Source organism: Sphingomonas cremea, from assembly GCF_021502585.1.
GTDB classification, from domain to species: domain Bacteria; phylum Pseudomonadota; class Alphaproteobacteria; order Sphingomonadales; family Sphingomonadaceae; genus Sphingomicrobium; species Sphingomicrobium cremea.
Genome location: NZ_JAKFGM010000002.1, coordinates 306,473 through 324,751 on the forward strand (window position 1 = coordinate 306,473; position 18,279 = coordinate 324,751).

15 protein-coding genes are annotated in these 18,279 nt (G+C 61.6%); 1 reads left to right on the top strand and 14 read right to left on the bottom strand.

The window, feature by feature from the left end:
- The 12 genes from LVY65_RS07965 to LVY65_RS08020 all read right to left on the bottom strand — a co-directional run bounded on the left by LVY65_RS07965 (position 1) and on the right by LVY65_RS08020 (position 15,551).
- Positions 1–1,239 carry an alpha/beta hydrolase family protein gene (locus tag LVY65_RS07965; RefSeq protein WP_235067501.1) on the bottom strand — a complete coding sequence of 413 codons (1,239 nt, stop codon included), beginning with the start codon at positions 1,237–1,239 and terminating at the stop codon, positions 1–3.
- Between the two features lie 66 nt (positions 1,240–1,305).
- Positions 1,306–2,076: an endonuclease/exonuclease/phosphatase family protein gene (locus tag LVY65_RS07970; RefSeq protein ID WP_235067975.1), complete on the bottom strand. Its 771-nt coding sequence runs from the start codon at positions 2,074–2,076 to the stop codon at positions 1,306–1,308.
- Positions 2,077–2,110: 34 nt separating this feature from the next.
- Complete coding sequence (gyrB, locus tag LVY65_RS07975; protein ID WP_235067502.1) at positions 2,111–4,591, bottom strand: DNA topoisomerase (ATP-hydrolyzing) subunit B; 2,481 nt, start codon at positions 4,589–4,591, stop codon at positions 2,111–2,113.
- Positions 4,592–4,717: 126 nt separating this feature from the next.
- A complete protein-coding gene (locus LVY65_RS07980) occupies positions 4,718–6,190 on the bottom strand; it encodes a DEAD/DEAH box helicase (RefSeq protein WP_235067503.1) in 1,473 nt (490 codons plus the stop codon).
- Between the two features lie 202 nt (positions 6,191–6,392).
- A complete protein-coding gene (gene recF / locus LVY65_RS07985; RefSeq protein ID WP_235067504.1) occupies positions 6,393–7,460 on the bottom strand; it encodes a DNA replication/repair protein RecF in 1,068 nt (355 codons plus the stop codon).
- 7 nt (positions 7,461–7,467) lie between these two features.
- A complete protein-coding gene (locus tag LVY65_RS07990; protein ID WP_235067505.1) occupies positions 7,468–7,797 on the bottom strand; it encodes a hypothetical protein in 330 nt (109 codons plus the stop codon).
- The gene (gene dnaN, locus LVY65_RS07995) at positions 7,794–8,897 is read right to left on the bottom strand and encodes a DNA polymerase III subunit beta (RefSeq protein WP_235067506.1); all 1,104 of its coding nucleotides are present in this window, start codon (positions 8,895–8,897) and stop codon (positions 7,794–7,796) included. The genes LVY65_RS07990 and dnaN overlap by 4 nt, the downstream gene beginning before the upstream one ends.
- Before the next feature lie 119 nt (positions 8,898–9,016).
- A complete protein-coding gene (locus LVY65_RS08000; protein WP_235067507.1) occupies positions 9,017–9,574 on the bottom strand; it encodes a fasciclin domain-containing protein in 558 nt (185 codons plus the stop codon).
- A 67-nt stretch (positions 9,575–9,641) separates the two neighbouring features.
- The gene (locus tag LVY65_RS08005) at positions 9,642–10,793 is read right to left on the bottom strand and encodes a hypothetical protein (RefSeq protein ID WP_235067508.1); all 1,152 of its coding nucleotides are present in this window, start codon (positions 10,791–10,793) and stop codon (positions 9,642–9,644) included.
- A gap of 82 nt (positions 10,794–10,875) precedes the next feature.
- Positions 10,876–12,141 carry a spinster family MFS transporter gene (locus LVY65_RS08010; RefSeq protein WP_235067509.1) on the bottom strand — a complete coding sequence of 422 codons (1,266 nt, stop codon included), beginning with the start codon at positions 12,139–12,141 and terminating at the stop codon, positions 10,876–10,878.
- Positions 12,142–12,186: 45 nt separating this feature from the next.
- Entirely contained in the window at positions 12,187–13,059 is an 873-nt protein-coding gene (locus LVY65_RS08015) for an alpha/beta fold hydrolase (RefSeq protein ID WP_235067510.1), read from the bottom strand.
- Positions 13,060–13,118: 59 nt separating this feature from the next.
- Positions 13,119–15,551 carry a TonB-dependent receptor gene (locus LVY65_RS08020; RefSeq protein WP_235067511.1) on the bottom strand — a complete coding sequence of 811 codons (2,433 nt, stop codon included), beginning with the start codon at positions 15,549–15,551 and terminating at the stop codon, positions 13,119–13,121.
- 108 nt (positions 15,552–15,659) lie between these two features.
- Between LVY65_RS08020 and LVY65_RS08025 the strand changes: the two genes are divergently transcribed.
- A complete protein-coding gene (locus LVY65_RS08025; protein ID WP_235067512.1) occupies positions 15,660–16,328 on the top strand; it encodes a TetR/AcrR family transcriptional regulator in 669 nt (222 codons plus the stop codon).
- On the opposite strand, the gene LVY65_RS08030 is transcribed toward LVY65_RS08025, so the two are convergent.
- The gene (locus tag LVY65_RS08030) at positions 16,325–17,491 is read right to left on the bottom strand and encodes an aminotransferase class V-fold PLP-dependent enzyme (protein ID WP_235067513.1); all 1,167 of its coding nucleotides are present in this window, start codon (positions 17,489–17,491) and stop codon (positions 16,325–16,327) included. The genes LVY65_RS08025 and LVY65_RS08030 overlap by 4 nt on opposite strands.
- Positions 17,488–18,249, bottom strand: coding sequence for a tryptophan 2,3-dioxygenase (locus LVY65_RS08035; protein ID WP_235067514.1), 762 nt, complete (start codon positions 18,247–18,249; stop codon positions 17,488–17,490). Before LVY65_RS08035 ends, LVY65_RS08030 begins: the two co-directional genes overlap by 4 nt.
- Positions 18,250–18,279 lie beyond the last annotated feature (30 nt).

Consider the following 18,279-nt stretch of genomic DNA (forward strand, 5'->3'; position numbering starts at 1 on the left):
CTAGTGTTTGCGTGCGCGGCCGTAAGTTGCCGGCCTCGCACCTTTAATCCAGTCTGCCAACAGTCGGAAATAGCCATCAGTTATACGCGTGTAAGTTCGTGTGCCGTCCGCCGCTTCGACGAACTCGGCCATGCCATGGTCGGTGTCCGGAAAGCTATAGATCGTAAGATCGGCTCCCGCACCGCGGATCTTCAGCAGGCTGGCAAGGGTGGTTTCTGAAGGTGCTTCACGGTCCGCTTCGGCTAGCACCCACAACTGCGGCGCCTTCACCCGGCGAATCACGGTCGGTCCGTCGTAGTTCCAAATCAACTCTAGGTTATCGAATAGTGGCCGTCCGATTCGATGCAGATCTGCCTCGCTCTCCCGAAGGACATCACCAGTGAATTCCCCTTGAATCTCGGTAAACCAGGGCCTCGATCCATATCGACGCCTTACCGCAGCCAAGCGGTCAAAGCCGGTTGTGAAATTGGATCCGACCAGCAACCCCGTGGCTTCAGCTACCTCCGCAGCTGCGGCTAGGTCAGCAGCGCCATAACCTTTTGCCCGCATTTCGCTTAGCACTTGTTCGTGATCTTCTCCGATCGGGCTTTCGATTAGGCCGAAACCAACTGCGACAAAGTCGACAGGAGTGCGTGTAGCAGCCAACGGCGCGACCCAGCCGCCTTGGCTACCGCCAAAATACCCTGCTCTGTCAAATCGACCTTCGGCAAGCCGTCGTGCAGCTTTCATCGCCGCCGCCGCATCGTCGGCAAGCAATTCGAAGTTCTGAGTATATTCGCCTGCGGACTTGGCGGTGCCGCGCTTGTCATAGGCAAACACGGTTAGGCCATAAGACGCGAAAATATATGGATATGGGCTGGTGAGGGGAGAGGTTCGCTCCGAACCGTGAACCAGCACTACCAGGGGATGGGGCCCGCCCGGCGGCTCGATCAATGTGCCACTTAGCTTGGTTCCATGACTGGTGAACTCTGCTGCTTCCATGCGAAGGGCGACCATCGACCATGGTGGGCTGGCAGCATTGTCGCCGGCGACCCATTTCCCGGATGTGCATTTCAGTGGACTATCGTCGGCGGCCAGGCTTCCCCGCCGACCATCCCCAAACATGAAGCGAAGATTGCCCGCTTGGGGCTGCGTGATCACTACATATTCATGCGATGTGGGGGAATGGAACAAGCCTGTGGGACAGATCGAGCCAGTCGAAGTCATGGCGAGTGCGGCGGCAATCCAGTTGGTAATCATCTACGCAACCCTAGCTTTGGCGTCGGCTGCGCTAGTTAATGAACAAGCGCTCGAAGGCAAGCGGGCTTAAAGGACTATTCGCGCCCAGATCGGCAGGTGGTCGCTTGCCTTGCGCGCCTCCGAGCTGGCGTGGACTCCGGCCGCCTCAATCGCCAGTTCGTGGCCGACGATGATCCGGTCGAGCGCCGCGACTGGTCGGCGAGCGTGGAAGCTCGGCCCGGTCGGGGCGACGCGATAAGTGCCATTCAATTCCTTGAGGCAGCCGCCGGCCTCACGCCACTCGTTGGTATCGCCCATCAGGATGGTCGGCATTTTCTGCGGGCGCCTGGCGATTGCTTCGAGGATCGCCCGCATTTGGCGCCGCCGCCAAAGGCCGCTGAGATCGAGATGCATTCCGACGATGCGAACTGGCCGGTCGCCAAACAGTAGCTCCGCCATGACTGCTCCGCGAGGCTCGAGCGTCGGCAAATCGAGCGCAGCGACATCGATCACACCGACATGCTTCTTCACCAACAGGGCGTTGCCGTGCCAGCCCAGGTTTCGGGTGTTCACGTTGAGCAGCCGCTCCGCATGTTTGACGCCCGGAAAATTCTCCAGCGTACGGCGGTGGCGCACTCGGAATGGCACCGGCTTGTACAGGCCATGATCGTCGATCAACTCGTGCGGTACTGCCGCCCCGCGCCCGCCGATACGTTTATCCGCCTCCTGAAGCGCGACGACATCGGCGTCGATTTCCTGGAGGACGTGGAGCACCCGCTCGGGCCGCCGCCGCCGGTCGGTCCCGATCGCCTTGCGCATATTATAGCTGGCGACGGTGATAGTTTGGGCAGCAATCATTGCTTCGCCAACCATCGCCGCATGGCCGGGTTCCTCAGACGTCGAGGTTCGCCACCGAAAGCGCATTCTCCTGGATGAACTCGCGGCGCGGTTCGACCACGTCGCCCATCAGGCGAGTGAAAATTTCGTCGGCGACATCCGCCTGAGCAACTTCCACTCGAAGCAGAGATCGGTTTGCCGGGTCGAGCGTGGTTTCCCACAATTGCTCGGCATTCATTTCACCCAGACCTTTATAACGCTGGATTGAAAGGCCGCGACGGCCGGCTGCCAGCACCGCGTCGAGCAGCTCGGACGGGCGGGTGACCGGAACGGTTTTACCCTTGGTCTCCTGCTCCTCTGCTTCGTCGCCTTCCACCGGCTCGGCCTGCGCTGACTTCTTGAGGGTGCGCAGAACAAGCGGGTGGGCATAGGTCTCGACCTGTTCGGCGGCGAGGGCATGCAACTTGCGCGCTTCAGCCGACGCGAGGAAGGTCGGTTCGATGATGAAGGCGTCGGTGACGCCGCGCCACAGCCGCTTGAGCAGATAACCGCCCTCTGCGGCCACCTCTCCCGACCAGACCGCTTCCAGATCGCCCCGGCCGAGCCATTCGGCGACCTTGCCGATATTCGCAGCGCGCTTGGCCTTGTCGATGTTGGGATCGAGCGCGCCGCGCAGCGCAAGCGCCTCGAGCATCGCCGGATCATATTTCTTCGGCGCATATCGCATCAGCGTACGCACCCTCCGGGCATGATCGACCAAGCCGCGCAGGTCGGCGCCGGAACGCTGGCCACCGCCGCCGTCGAGCACCAGACCCTCGAGCCCTGCGTCGACAAGATATTCGTCGAGCGCTGCGTCGTCTTTCAGATAGACCTCAGACCGGCCACGTCCCACCTTGTAGAGCGGCGGCTGGGCGATCATCAGGTGACCGGCCTCGATGAGCTCGGGCATCTGCCGATAAAAGAAGGTAAGCAACAGCGTGCGGATGTGCGCGCCGTCGACATCGGCGTCGGTCATGATCACGATCTTGTGGTAGCGCAGCTTCTCGAGGTTAAATTCCTCGCGCCCGATCCCGGTGCCGAGCGCCTGGATGATCGTGCCGATCTCGCGGCTCGACAGCATCCGGTCGAAGCGCGCGCGCTCGACGTTCAAGAGCTTACCTCGCAGCGGAAGAATCGCCTGGTTGTGACGGTTGCGACCCTGCTTGGCCGAGCCGCCGGCCGAGTCACCCTCGACCAGGAACAGTTCGCTCAATGCCGGGTCGCGTTCCTGACAGTCGGCAAGCTTGCCCGGTAGAGAAGCGATGTCCATCACACCCTTGCGCCGGGTCAGTTCGCGCGCCTTCTTGGCGGCTTCGCGCGCCGCAGCGGCATCGATTACTTTCTGGATGATCGAGCGGGCGTTGGCCGGATTTTCCTCCAGCCATTCGCTCATCTTGTCGCTCATCAGGCTCTCGAGCGGCTGGCGAACTTCGGAGCTGACCAGCTTGTCCTTGGTCTGGCTGCTGAACTTGGGGTCGGGCAGCTTGACGGAGACGATCGCGGTCAAGCCTTCGCGCATGTCGTCACCGGTGAGGGTGACCTTTTCCTTCTTCAGCATCCCCGACTTGTCGGCATAGCCGTTGATCGTGCGGGTCAGCGCGGCGCGGAAGGCGGCCATGTGGGTGCCGCCGTCGCGCTGCGGGATGTTGTTGGTGAAGGGAAGGACGTTCTCGTAATAGCTGTCGTTCCATTCGAGCGCGACGTCGATTCCGATGCCGTCGCGAACCGCCGAAATGGCGATCGGGTCGGGGAACAGTGGAGTCTTGGTGCGATCGAGGTAGCGCACGAACGCTCCGATCCCGCCTTCATAATAAAGCTCATGCTCGACCCGCTCCTCATGGCGCGCGTCGGCGAGGACAATGCGCACGCCCGAATTCAGAAAGGCGAGCTCGCGATAGCGATGTTCCAGATTTTCGAAATCGAACTCGGTGATCTTGAACGTCGCCGGGCTGGGGAGGAAGGTAACTTTCGTGCCCTTCTTGCCGGCCGGTGCCGGGCCGACGACCTTGAGCGGCGCCTCGGCATCGCCATTGCGGAAGCGCATGAAATGCTCTTCGCCGTCGCGCCAGATTGTCAGTTCCAGCCATTCGCTGAGCGCGTTGACGACGCTGACGCCGACGCCGTGGAGTCCACCCGACACCTTATAGGCATTGTCATCGCTGGTGTTTTCGAACTTACCGCCAGCGTGAAGCTGGGTCATGATAACCTCGGCCGCCGATACGCCTTCCTCGGCATGAATGCCGGTGGGGATTCCGCGACCGTTATCTTCAACGGTAACTGAACCATCGGGATTCAGCTGGATCAGGATTCGATCGCAATGGCCCGCCAGCGCCTCGTCGATAGCGTTGTCACTGACCTCGAACACCATATGGTGGAGGCCAGAGCCATCGTCAGTATCGCCGATATACATGCCGGGGCGCTTGCGCACCGCGTCGAGGCCCTTGAGGACCTTGATGCTCTCGGCGCCATATTCATTCTGGTTGGGATCGGTTGCCATGGTTCTCAGATAGGGCGGAAAGTCGGAAAAGTCTCACTCAATCGCGCGCGCGTATGCGCACGCGCGTAAAGCGCGAGCCGTCCCACAATCGAAGGACGGCTCGCGGCAAGGGTCAAGCTTGCAGGTTTAGCCCTGCGCGCGGTTCGGCCGGCCCTGGCCCCCTCCGCCGCCACGACGGCCGCGGAACGGGCGCTTGCCGGCGCCACCCTCGGGACGATGGGCGGGATGACTGCCGATGCGCTGCGGATGGCGCTGGCCATCACTGCGCACCGCGCCGTCACGACGCTGCCCCTGATCCGAACGCTGCTCGCCATGGCGACGATCGCCAATCGGCTGAATTGCAACGCGCGGACCCGAGGGACGGCCATGACGATGGCCGCCGTCGCGGCGCCCGCCGCCACGTTCGCCACGCTCACCGCGAGCGGGGGTCGGCAGTTTGAGTGCCTTGAGCGCCTGGACAGCCGCCATAAAGCCGTCGGGCAGCGGGGCTGTGGGAAGCTTCTGGCGCGTAGTCCGCTCGATATCGCGCAGGTTTATGCGCTCATCGTCCGAGCAAAAAGCAATGGCGATGCCGTCGGCCCCGGCGCGCGCTGTGCGGCCGATGCGATGGACATATTGTTCGGGCACGTCGGGCAGGTCGAAGTTGCAGACATGGCTGACGCCCGGGATGTCGATCCCGCGCGCGGCGATGTCGGTCGCGACAAGCACTGGCATCTGGCCGGACTTGAAGGCGGCCAGCGCCCGCTCGCGCTGCGGCTGCGACTTGTTGCCGTGAATGGCATTGGCGCCGATGCCCGCGGCGGTCAGCTGGCGGACGATCTTGTCGGCGCCATGCTTGGTGCGGCTGAAGACCAGCGCGCGCTCGATCTCTTTGGTCTGGAGATAGAGCGTCAGCAGGGCTGCCTTTTCCGCCTGATTGACGAAGGTAACGCTCTGGTCGATCCGCTCGACCGTGGTCGCGGCGGGAGTGACCGACACTTCAGCCGGGTTGGTCAGATAGGCGTCGGCCAGCTGCTTGATCGCCTTCGGCATGGTTGCCGAGAAGAACAGGGTCTGGCGCGTCTTGGGGACGAGCTGGACGATCCGCTTCAACGCATGAATAAAGCCGAGGTCAAGCATCTGGTCGGCCTCGTCGAGGACGAGAATTTCGAGACGGCTGAGGTCGATCGCGCGCTGGTCGACCAGGTCGAGCAGGCGGCCGGGGGTGGCGACGAGTACGTCGAGACCACGAGCCACTTCGCGAACGCTCTTCATCGGCGGGGTGCCGCCGAAGATGACGCCGGTAGTAAGGTTGATGTTGCGCGCATAGGTGCGGGCGCTTTCGGCGATCTGCGAGGCGAGCTCGCGGGTCGGAGCGAGCACAAGCATCCGAATGCGCTTGGCAATGGGGTGAACTCGAGGGTTTGCGAGCCGGTCGAGCGAAGGCAGCATGAACGCCGCGGTCTTGCCAGTGCCGGTCTGGGCGATGCCCAGAAGATCGCGGCCGGTAAGCACGGTCGGAATGGCTTGCGCCTGGATCGGCGTCGGTACGGCGTAATTTTTAGCCGCCAGCGCGTCGAGTAGGGGCTTCGAAAGCCCGAGGTCGGTAAATTTGGTCAAGAAATGAGTCCAATATGCAAGGCGAACGTCCGCGCCTTGATTGGCACGGACTCGCCGGGGTTTGGTTGAGCACCCCGCGTGAAAGGAGAGCATGAAAGCTGGGTCGAGACGCGGGCCGGGACCTCCATTGGAGACCGATCACGCCGCTTTCTAGGCGTCTCGTGTTGCGGTGCAATATAGGGGCAAAGTTAAAAAAGTCCAGTCAGGCGGGCGAAATCGTTCCGGCGTCGACATGAAAGCGGCTCGCCGTATCGCCAATCGCGTCAAACAATGCTGGCTCGGTGGCGGTCATCCACACTTGGCCACGGCCATCCAGGCGGGCGAACAGTGCGGCACGGCGAGTGGGATCGAGATGAGCCGCGACCTCGTCAAGCAGCAGGATCGGCGGCTGGCCGCGGCGTCTCGCGACCAGCTCGCCATGGGCCAGGACCAAGCCAAGCAGCAACGCTTTCTGCTCTCCGGTAGAGCCACGGGCAGCGGGTTGATCCTTGGCCACATGCGTGACGATCAGGTCCTGGCGGTGGGGGCCCTCTATCGCCCGCCCGGCTGTCGCGTCGCGGGTGCGGTTGGCCCGGAGTGCAACGGCAAGGTCGCCTTCCTGCCAGCCTTCAAGTGTCAGTGCGGCGCGCGGAAAATCGTCGTCGGGCAGGTTCGCCATCGCCTCGCTTAAGGCAGTAACTGTATGACTCCGTGCCTCGCCAAGCGCCGCTCCATGCTCGGCCATCTGCATCTCGAGCGCGGTTAGCCAAGATGCGTCCGCTGTTTCAGAATCGACAAGCAGCTTGTTGCGTGCGCGCATTGCGGTCTCATATCGAGCTGCGTGACTGGCGTGGCCGGGGTCGAGCGCCAGCGTCAGACGGTCGAGAAACCGCCTTCGGCCGCCGGCGCTGTCGGTAAACAGTCGGTCCATTGCGGGCGTTAGCCACAGCACGGATAGCCATTCGCTTAGCGAATTAACTGCAGATGCCGCACCATTGATCCGTACCAGGCGGCGGTCTGGCGCGGCGGGGATTGTCCCGGTGCCAAGCTCGGTACCGCTTTCCAGCCTCCCAGCCACCGCAAACCCGCCGGCACCATTGCTACGCGCCATTTCCGAGATCGGCACCTGCCGCAACCCGCGTCCGGGGGTCAGCAGCGACACCGCCTCCAGCACGTTGGTCTTGCCCGCGCCATTGGGTCCGGAGAGAAGCACAAACCCCGGCCCGGTCTCCAACGACGCGTCGCGATGATTGCGAAAGTCGGTCAGCGAAAGGCGGGTCAGCGCGGTCACGAACCGCTCACTGGCCGGTCTGCGGCCTCCGGTCCAGCACTTCGAAATGGGCGGCGTGGCTATCGAAACGCTTGAGTACTTCCTGTGCGGCCGCCGGCACATGGCTCACGGCATAATCCTCACCCATGAACGCCTTGATCGAATCCAGGCTGTCGAACCACATCAGGGTCTGGAACTCGACCTCGTCGTCAAGGTCGCGGCGCATAAGGTCGATGTGGCGGAAGCCGGGAATTTTCCGTGCCTCGATGCCAGGGATCACCTCACCCCGCACGATGCGTTCATAGGCGCCGGCATTTTCGCGGGTGGCCCAACCGCGCCACAGACGGCAGACCGTCACACCCGCATCGGCATCAGCACGTAAAGCGCCGAGCTCTTGTCATTCTCTCTGAGCAGGGTCGGAGCGGCAGCGTCGGCTAAGTGGACTTCGACCGTGTCGCCCTCAATCTCATGGAGGATGTCCATCAAGTAGCGGGCGTTGAAACCGATCTCGAGCCCGTCCGAGCCATAGTCGGCGGCGAGCTCCTCGACGGCTAACCCGTTCTCGGGACTGGTCACGGAAAGAGTCACCTTGTCGCGATCTAGTGCGATCTTGACGGCACGGGTCTTTTCGCTGGCGATGGTCGAAACGCGGTCGACGCCCGCCATGAAGCTCTTTGGATCGAGCTTCAGCAGCTTGTCGTTGGCGGTCGGGATGACGCGGTTATAATCGGGGAAGGTGCCGTCGATCAGCTTGCTGGTCAGCACCGCATTGCCGAGCCCGAAGCGAATTTTCGTGGGCGAGAGCGACACTTCGACCGTGCCCTCGACCTCGTCGAGCAGCTTCCTCAATTCGCCGACGCATTTCTTGGGAACGATCACGTCGGGCATCCCGTCGGCGCCCTCGGGCTTGTCGACGGTGACTCGGGCGAGACGGTGACCGTCGGTCGCCGCAGCCTTCAATTTCTCGTCCGCGACGTGGAGGAAGATGCCCATCAGGTAATAGCGAGTTTCCTCGCTCGATATGGCAAAGCGCGTCTTGTCGATGATCTGTCGAAGCGTCTGGGCGGGAAGTTCGAAGCGGGTTGGAAGTTCGCCCTCGGCAATCACCGGGAAATCGTCGCGCGGAAGTGTCGAAAGATTGAAGCGGGCGCGTCCGGCAACGACCTGCATCTTGCCTTCGGCGGCCGAGAGTTCGACCTGGCTGCCTTCGGGAAGCTTTCGGACGATGTCGAAGAATGTGTGGGCGGACACCGTCGTTGCGCCGGCCTGGCTGACCTGGGCGGGAACGCTTTCGTCGACCTGTAGGTCGAGGTCGGTCGCCATCAGGCGGATCGACCCGTCTTCCCTCGCTTCGACCAGCACGTTGCTGAGAATAGGGATGGTGTTGCGCCGCTCGACCACCGACTGGACATGGCCCAGGCTCTTCAGGAGGGTCGCCCGTTCGATCGTCGCCTTCATTGCGGATAAGCCCCTTCACGCGTGATTGGCACTCGTTATAGCGAGGCTCGGGCTACGCGGAAGGGGAAAATGGGGGACGGGGGCGGAACCTTGGGGGGCGCAAGGATCCGCTCCCTAACTCAGCTCGGCATCAGCACCGCGTCGATGCGGTGAATCACCCCGTTGGACTTCTTCTCGTCGGCCCCGATGAGCCGCGCTTTGGTTCCTGCGCTGTCTGACAGCACGATCGCGTCGCCGTCCTTGGTCGCCGTTAACGTGCCGCCGCCCATCGTCTGCAATTGTGTCTTGCCACCTCCGGCTTCGACAGCCTTTGCGATGTCGGCGGTGAGGATCGCGCCGGGCAGGACGTGGTAGCTCAGGACGCCGGTCAGCTCGGCCCGGGCGTCGGGCTTCATCAATCCATCGAGTGCGCCCGCCGGCATCTTGTCGAAAGCGGCATCGGTCGGAACGAGCACCGTGTAGGGCCCCGGCCCCCCCAGAGTCAGGTCCACGCCCGCGGCTTTGGCTGCGGCGGCGAATTTGATTGCGTCGCCAAGACCCTGGGCGATCGTAGAGTCGCCGGCGGCTTCCTTGGCTGCCTTGGTGGGGGCAGCTTCTTCCTTAGCGGCCTTCTCGCAAGCGCCAAGTCCAAGCAGCGCGGCCATGGCGACGCCAGTCGTGAATTTGTGCAGGGTCATGCCCTATTCTCCCTGATTTAGTCGAAGCTGCGCCGCGCGACGAAGCTCGTCGCGCGGCGCTTACACGTTAAACGATCGCGCTGACGATGGCGGTGATCAGCTGCGTCGCCGGGTCGACCCTGTAGATGTAGCCGTCGTTGTAACGGTACCAGTCATTCGGCGTATCGTAATATTGGTCGCGATAGGCGAAGGGTACATTGTAGACGCCGTAAGACGGCGGCAATGGTTGACCGACACCCAGCGGAACTCCGGTGAGCAACGCCGCAATACCTTGAATCAGCCCGGTTCCCGGGTTGACCTGGTAGATCGCTCCGTCACCATAGCGGTACCAATAGTCGCCATTGTCCGGATAGTAGGTCTGATACTGGTAGGGGACGTTGTAGTAATTATAGTCGGCCGGATACTGCACCCCCATCGGGTAGTAATAATAATCCCGGTTGGCATAAGGGAACAGCCCAGCGATCAGGCCGTCGCCGCGGTTGACGCGATAAATATAGTCATTGTCCCAACGATACAGGTAGCGATCGTCGTCGCGATACCATTCGCGGTACGGCCAGCCGAGCGTGTTGGCGCGAAGTGCCGCATTCAGCGGCGTTCCGACATACTTCCTTGCCTGGCCCGGGGGAAGGCAACCATTGCCCTTCTTGGCCAAGCCCGGGGGGCAGCCGTCGATGAAGCCGCGGGAGAGGCCATGGTCGTTCCAGCGCGGAACGAAGCGAACTCCGTCGAAATCGCGGTCGACGCGCATAACGTGAACGTCGCGGTCGACATGCGCGACACGGATGTCGTTGTCGCGACCCTTATGGCCGTTGACCCTTACATTGTTGTCGACGCGCCCGGTCCGCACGCGATCGCCGCCGTGGTCTTCCTGTCTCACGGCATTCTTGCCGCGGTTGCCACCATGGCCCTCAAGCCTCGCATTCTTAGCGTGACTGCCGCGATCGGCGGTCTGGACCTTGCCGTGGCCGCCGCCATGTTGCCTTTCGTCACGCTGGGCGAACTGAGTGCGTTCGGCGCGTTGCGAACTATGGGCTTGATGGTTTCCGCCGCGATCATTGCCGCGATCGACTCGCTGACCGCCCCCGCTGCTGCTTTGAGCCTTGGCGACATGGCCGGCATGGTTCTGATTGCCGCCTCCCCTGCCGCCCTTCGGGTCGGCCTGGGCCGGTGAAGTAATGGCCAGCGCTGCCGCGCCGGCGGCTAGCATCCATTTCAACATCGAATATCTCCTTCGGACCCCTGAACGGCCAACAAAGGCACCCGTTCCCCCGTTTACCTGGCGTTCAGCTTCGCGGAAGCTTTCAAGCGGAGTCCTCCTCGACCCAGTCTTGCCGGAGGCGCTTGATTGCAAGCAGCATGAGCAACGCCGCCACCAAATAGAAGCCGACGACGCTGACCGCGGCATAGCGCAGTGCCTCGGTCCCGAAACGATCCTTGAACAATACCGATAGGCCACCGATCAGCGTGGGCCCAATCCCAAGCCCGATCAGATTGTTGATCAGAAGGAAGCTGGCCGATGCCGTCGAACGCATGGGCCGCGAAACCAAATGCTGTACCGCCGTCGTCACTGGTCCTAGCCAAAGGATGTTGAGCGCATTGGGAATAAGCAGCAATGGCCAGGCCACCCAGGGATCAGGGACCAATAAACCGACCGCGAAGGTCGGGGCGGTGATCAACCAGGCAATCGCCGGAAGGCGCGCGTACCAGCGGCGATCCGCCTGGCCTAGGCGGTCGGCAAGCCAGCCTCCGGCGAATACGCCGGCGGTCCCGCCAATGAGGAAGATGGATGCCAGGAACTGGCCGCGCTCTATCAGCCCAAAGCCGAAGCTCCGCTCCAGCACCGACGGCGTCCATAGGGCAAGGCCGTAACCGGCGAGCGAACTGCACGAGGCGGCAGCCGCCATCAGCCAGAAAGTCGGCTTGCGGGCGATGATCGGGAAGGCGCGCGACAGGGGAACCTGCTCGTCCGGCGCTGGCTTTGCGCGCGGAAGGTCGCGCACGAATAGCAGCATGATCGGGGCCAGCACGAGGCCGGCAACACCCATCGTAAGGAAAGCGGCCCGCCAGTCGATCCACGCCGCCAGATACGCGCCGATCAACGTGCCTCCAGCGAGCCCCAACGGAATGCCGAGGGAGAATATCGCCAGGGCCCGGGCACGCCGCGCGGGCGGGAAATAGTCCGCGATCAGTGCATATGCCGGTGCGACGCCGCCTGCTTCGCCGATCCCGACACCGAGCCGAAATAGGAACAGTTGCCCGAAGCTGGCCGCTGTCCCGCACAGTGCAGTAAAGGCGCTCCAGACTGCCAGCGCTCCGGCAATGACCCGGCTTCGGCTGGTGCGATCCGCAAGCATCGCCAGCGGAACTCCCAACACTGAGTAAAGCAGCGCAAAGGCCAATCCGCCGATAGCTCCAAACTGGGCGTCGTTGAGCTTGAGATCGCTCATGATCGGCCCGGCAAGGATGCCAAGGATCTGCCGGTCGAGGAAGTTGAAAATGTAAGCGAGCAGCAGGAGTGCGAGAATGCGAGCCTGGACCGAACGACTTGGCTGCTTCTGCTGATCCATATGCTTCACCCTCTCAGCGTTGGCAGTGCGGTCGATTTCGATCCGTTAGGGAACCGTTCGCAGGAACTTGCGGATGGCGTCAACCGCTTCCGGCTCATTGAGCATCGGCGCATGGCCGACCCCGGGGACATCCACACGTTGCATCCTGGGCGCGATGCTTTGCATCGACTGAGCGATTTCGGGCGATATGAGATCGGACATTCCACCGCGGATCAGCAAGGTCGGACGACTTCGTGCCAGCCGCCGGAACAGTAGGCCTGTGAGCCACAGCGCCAGTCTGGACGGCGGCTTGCTGATCGGCCCTTTGATGGCCGGATCATAATCGAGTTCGGGTCCCGAAATCCCTTGCCGGAAGGTTCGCTCGGTAAAGCGACGCCAGTCGTCATCGCCATAGTGGGGGAAGATCACGGCATTGGTCTGCCGGATGTAATTGACCGCTTGATCCCAGTCGCGGATGTCGACGCTCTGGCCGGCGTAGCCCAGGATCCGGGCGACACCTTCCGGTGCAATTTTCGGACCCACGTCGTTCAGGATCGCCGCAGCAACCGCCTTTGGCCGGATGCCCATCAGCATCATGGTGATAATCCCGCCCATTGACGTACCGATGAAGACCGCTTTGGGAATGCCCAGGGCCGACATCATGTCGACGACATCACGCGCGTAGATTTTGGGCTGGTAGTTGCTTGGTTTGGGGTCACGGTCCGACTGGCCGCGACCACGAACGTCAGCAGCGATCAACCTTCGACCCAATCCGGCTATGATGGGTGCTATGTCCTCGAAATCCTTCGAATTTCGAGTCAATCCATGGAGGCAGATAACAGGCAGCAGCGATTCTCCACTAGCTGCAGGATATTCGCGAGCGAACAGGCTCAGCCCGTCGCGGGACGCCCAGCGTCGTTCGATGTAATCGGTAGGCATGGATGTGGCTCCAAGTTGCCCGGGGCGCTGGTCAGAACCAGCACCCCGGGCATCCCCGCTCAAAGCTTGTAGCCGACGGTGAAGATGATTTGCCGAGGGTTGCCATAGAAGGCTGTCAAAATGCCTTCGCGGCCGAGCGCCGGGTCAAGACCGGGCTGGCCCAATGGGAATCCCGGAGCGATGCCGTTGCCGATGAACTCTCCGGTGTAGGGATTCTGGAACATGAAGTTGTAGCCTGACGTCTTGTACCGGGTGTTGGTCAGGTTCTTGCCGTGCAGAGCCATCGTCCAATGGTCCCCGGGAAGCTCATAGACAATGCTGGCATCGAGCAGCGCAAAGCCCTTCTGGTCGATTCCGGGCGTGCGGATTTCGAACTGTTGGCTCTTGCTGCGATAGCTCAGCGTCGAATTGAGGTTCAGTGTGCCGTCGGCGAGCGGCGCCGTGTAGTTGAGCGTGCCGCTGGCGGTCCATGCCGGCGTATTTTGAATCTTGCGGAAGTCGGCGACGTCCACTTCCTGCAGCGGGACCGGATTGTTGTCCTCGTCGACATTGACGAAGGTCATGAACTCCTTGAAGTCGGCGTTGAGATAGCCCAGCGACCAGGAGAAATTGAGGCGTGACGCGCCCGGGTCGCCGAATAGCCGCGCGCTGCCTTCAAATTCGACGCCTTGAATTCGCGCTTTGCCGGCGTTGCTGGTCAGGCCGCAGAAATTGGGAAACCCGCTTACGATGCAGCCTACCGACGCCGGGATTTGCATGTCCTTATATTTGGCATGGAACAGGGCGACGCTTGTGTACACTCGCTTGTCAAAGAAGCTGCCCTTCCAGCCCAGTTCATAGCTGGTCACCTGCTCGGGCTCGAAGGCCATATATTCGTAGATGTCGTCGGCATCGACACCATCGCCATCAAGGTCGGGCGCCTGGGTCGACTGCCCACGCGGGTCGAAGCCGCCGCCTTTGAAGCCCTGCGAATAGCTGGCGTAGAAATGATGATTCTCGTTCGGCTTGTAACTGACCGATGCGCGGGGCGTGAAATCCGTGTCTTTGCGCCTTCCGTCGAAATTGGATGTCGGCAGGCCGAACGGAATCCCCGCACCGCCGAACACTGTGGAGCCACCGCCGAGATAGGATTGGCGGAGCACCGTCGCGTGGCGTTTGTCGCTGGTGTATCGGCCTCCAAGCGAGATCGAGATCTGATCGGTGATGTCGTAGGTAAAGTCGCCGAAGATCGCCCATGTCTTGGTGTTGACGTCGCTGTCGGTGAAGGCAGTGAACCCATTGAAGGTGGTGAACAGGCGCACATCAAAAATCGTTTGCGCGTCGGCGTCGAGATAATAGGCGCCAACCACGCCCGACAGCGCGCCGCGCTCGACCTCAAGCTGCACTTCCTGGCTGAACTGCTTGTTCTTGTAGATACCGGGCACATCGACGTCGACCGACGGCAGTGCGTCGAAATCTATCGGCGTTGTGCTTTTGTCCTTCCGGAAAGCGGTGATCGACTTCAGCGTGAACCCATCGGCAACCTCAAGTTGGCCATGGGCGGCGACGCCTTTATTGGTCACTTCTTGGTTAAGGTCATCCAGTCCGCCGCGCGTGTCGTATACATTGTCGAGCACCGGCGCGCCGGTGAGCAGGCTGGTGATCAGCCGGTGGCCGCCGCGAGCGTCGCTCTTGTCCTTTGTGTAATCGCCGCTGAGACGTAGCATTGCGCTATCGTCCCGGCCGATCTCGGCGGAGATGCGGCCCGCGAGCACGTCCTTGTTGTAATTTTCCTTGCCGGTCGTGAAGTTGACGCCAAAGCCGTCGCGAGTCAGCCGCGCACCTGCCACGCCCACCCTGAATATATCGGCGATGGGATAGGACAGGCTGGCCGTCGCATCCAGCTGGCCATAGTTCCCGACTGTTCCGCGAAGGTTTAGCTCGGGCTGGTCGGAAAGGCGGCGGGTAACATATTTTACCGCACCGCCGATCGTGTTGCGGCCGTAAAGCGTCCCTTGCGGTCCGCGCAGAATTTCGATTCGCTCGACGTCGTAAATGTCGAGCACAGTGCCCTGGGGGCGGTTGAGATAAACGTCATCGAGATAAATGCCGACGCCCTGCTCGAAACCGGCGACCGGGTCTTGCTGGCCGATACCGCGGATGAAGGCGGTCAGCGTCGAATTGGTGCCGCGTGAAACTTCGAGCGTGACGTTGGGGGTGGTGTCGCCAACATCAGTGATGTCGATGGCGCCCTCTCGTTCAAGCTGGGCACCGGAATAGGCAGTGACCGCGATCGGCACGTCCTGGAGTGTTTCCAGGCGCCGTCGTGCAGTGACCACGATATCGCCCGATTCTTCCGGAGCTTCACCTGCGATAGGCTGGTCGGCCTGGGCAGCGTCGTCGGCTGCGGCCTGTTCCTGGACTTGAGCCAATGCCGCGTGCGGCAAAGCGGTTAAGGCAGCCACGGAAGTCAAAAGCAACGCACGTGCAGTTATAACAGTCCGGAATGACATCGATTTCCTCCCCAATCAGTGGCCCGCCGGGCATCCCGGTCTTTAAGCCTTGATTGAAACCATAATGAAAGTTGAACCGAGTTTCAACTTGGAGAATAAAGTGACGCTATGGGAGCGGTTGTGGACAAGGCAGGGCATGGGGCGGTAGCGATCGTAACCGTGGATCAACCATCCTCACAGGCAAGCAGGGGTAAGGCCCCGCGCACCGCTCGCGGGGAGAAGACCCTTCGCAAGATTCTCGATGCGGCACTGGCCGAGTTCGGGCAACGGGGTTTTCACGAAAGCTCAATCGTTGGAATCACCAGTCGGGCAAAGGTCGCGCTGGGAACTTTCTACACTTATTTCGACAGCAAGGAGGCGGTGTTCGCGGCGCTGGTCCAGGACATGTCCAGGCAGGTGCGCGACTATGTCTATCCCCTCCTCGAAGGGTCGACTGACGGCATTGACCGAGAGCGGCGGGGGCTGGCCGCTTACCTGCGCTTCGTTGTCGATAATAAGGAGGTTTACCGGATCATCGACGAAGCGGAGTTCGTCGACCCGTCAGGATTTCGGACCCACTATGAAACTGCTGCCTCGCGAATCGCCTCGCGGCTGGCGGATGCAACGGCCAAGGGAGAAATCCGGGACGATGGTGAACTGGCCAATGAGGTGCGCGCCTGGGCGATCATGGGAATAAATGTTTTCCTCGGTCTGCGATTCGGCGTGTGGGCCGCCGAGGATCCCGACCAGGTTGCCGCTCACGCCAATGCGCTGCTCCGCAAAGGACTGGAGCCTTAGCTTAGTTGGCGCACCGCCACGGCCAGCGCGTCGACATCTTTCTCGTCCTGGTAAAAGCCGAAACCGATTCGAAGCACATCGCCGCGAACGTCGGTCACGATGTGTTGAGCATCCAATTCGCTGCACCAACGCTGCGCATCGGGGCTGCGAAATGCGAGAAAGCGTGCATGCGGTCCTCCGTCCAACGGATTGAGCAAATCGCATTCGCCAAAGGCGCTTCCTGCTATCCGGTCGAGCAAACGGGACTGGAGATTGGCAACCCGAGCCGCGATTCTGGCGGTGGTAAGATCATTTTCCTTCAGCATCCGTTGGATCGCGTTGAACCGGTACAATGCCGACGGATCGAATGTCGCACCCATGAAGCGCATCGCATCCCGGGTATAGCCGACACTGCTTCCAGGAGGAGCCGTCAGCTCGCCGAATTCCGCATACCAGCCGGTAATCGGCGGCCGCTCGCCGAAGCCCGGCGGGCAATGCATGAAACCCATGCCTTCGCCCGCCATTGCATATTTATACCCGCCGCCGAGAACGAAGGCCGATCCGGCAATCGTCTGAGTGATCGGAGCCTCGATCGCCATAAAGGCATGATAAGCATCGATGACGACCCACGGCCCCTCGGGTCGAGCTAGCGTGGCCAAGTCCTCGACATCGCCAAAAATGCGGCCGCTGTTGAAAAGCACCTGGCTCACCAGGATCAGGTCGAACTCTTCGACCTGTGCGGCGTCCAGGAAGCGGGCGGAAAAATCACCGAACGGATCGGCGGCCACTTTCGTCAGCCGGATATCGCCACCTTCCGCCCAGCGCGCCATTTGCCGCCGGGCCGAATGGAATTCGCCGTCGCTCATTAATACACGCAACGGGCTCCCGGTACGGCGTGGGCACGCTGCCGCGAGGCGGATCAGGAAGTCGTGAGTGTTGGAAGCAAAAACTATTGCAGATGGATCACCGCTGCCCAGCTCCGCGGCCACATTGGCCTGCGCTTCGGGCCAGACCTCGCCCATAATCTTGTCCCACTTGTGATCGGCCTGAGCTGCCGCATCTTCCCAACTTTGGACCTGGCCTTCGAACGAGGCGTCAGGCCACAAATGATGGCTGTGGGAGGCGAAGTGCAGCCGTCCTGGCGCACTTCCCAGGCTCTTGCTGAACAATGGCTTGAAGCTCAAAGCTCAGTCCTCAAGGCCCAAAGCTCGGGAAAAGCGCGCTTAGATAATGTCGTCGCCAAATAGGCCGCACCGGCCGAACCCCCGGTCCCGGTCTTCATGCCGATGATGCGTTCGACGGTCAGCATGTGCTTGTGCCGCCATGCCGCGAGCGAATCGTCGAGATCGACCAGTTTTTCCGCGAGCTGGTAGAGCCCGAAATATTCGTCAGGGCGGCGATAGATTTCGAGCCATGCCGCCTTCAGCGCGCCTTCGCCTTTTATGTCGAATCCAGCGCGAACCAGCGCCGCATTGGCCTCATCCCATAACGACGGATCGGCCAGCGCCCTTTCCAGCCGCGCATGACCTTCGCTTCCACCTTCGTAGAAGCCGAGAAATTTGGGATCTTTGATCCCCAGTCGATATTCGAGCTCGCGGAACTGGGCCGACTGAAATCCCGAAGAGGTCCCAAGCACGTCGCGGAACGCGCTGTAATCCACTGGCGTCAGGGTCGCCAATACGTCCCACGACAGCGTCATTACCGTCCAGATGCGGCTTACGCGCGACAGCGCCTTATAGGCCTCGGCAAACTTATCCTCGGCAACCAGGCGGCATGCGAATCCGACCTCGTGGAGCATCTGCTTCAGCCAAAGCTCCTTTGTCTGATGGATAATGACGAACAGCATCTCGTCGTGCAGGTCGCTGATCGGGTGCTGGGCTGACAGCAAAGTGTCGAGCTTCAGATATTCGGCATAGGTCATGCCGGCTGGGGTCGCGGTCATGCGCGACGGCTTAGGCGGCAGGCTGCGCGG

What these genes read in the sequence shown, in the direction of transcription:
- LVY65_RS07965 (WP_235067501.1), bottom strand. Translation starts at nt 1,239, where the DNA reads ATGATTACCAACTGGATTGCCGCCGCACTCGCCATGACTTCGACTGGC.
- LVY65_RS07970 (WP_235067975.1), bottom strand. Translation starts at nt 2,076, where the DNA reads ATGATTGCTGCCCAAACTATCACCGTCGCCAGCTATAATATGCGCAAG.
- gyrB (WP_235067502.1), bottom strand. Translation starts at nt 4,591, where the DNA reads ATGGCAACCGATCCCAACCAGAATGAATATGGCGCCGAGAGCATCAAG.
- dnaN (WP_235067506.1), bottom strand. Translation starts at nt 8,897, where the DNA reads ATGAAGGCGACGATCGAACGGGCGACCCTCCTGAAGAGCCTGGGCCAT.
- LVY65_RS08000 (WP_235067507.1), bottom strand. Translation starts at nt 9,574, where the DNA reads ATGACCCTGCACAAATTCACGACTGGCGTCGCCATGGCCGCGCTGCTT.
- LVY65_RS08005 (WP_235067508.1), bottom strand. Translation starts at nt 10,793, where the DNA reads ATGTTGAAATGGATGCTAGCCGCCGGCGCGGCAGCGCTGGCCATTACT.
- LVY65_RS08010 (WP_235067509.1), bottom strand. Translation starts at nt 12,141, where the DNA reads ATGGATCAGCAGAAGCAGCCAAGTCGTTCGGTCCAGGCTCGCATTCTC.
- LVY65_RS08015 (WP_235067510.1), bottom strand. Translation starts at nt 13,059, where the DNA reads ATGCCTACCGATTACATCGAACGACGCTGGGCGTCCCGCGACGGGCTG.
- LVY65_RS08020 (WP_235067511.1), bottom strand. Translation starts at nt 15,551, where the DNA reads ATGTCATTCCGGACTGTTATAACTGCACGTGCGTTGCTTTTGACTTCC.
- LVY65_RS08025 (WP_235067512.1), top strand. Translation starts at nt 15,660, where the DNA reads ATGGGAGCGGTTGTGGACAAGGCAGGGCATGGGGCGGTAGCGATCGTA.
- LVY65_RS08035 (WP_235067514.1), bottom strand. Translation starts at nt 18,249, where the DNA reads ATGACCGCGACCCCAGCCGGCATGACCTATGCCGAATATCTGAAGCTC.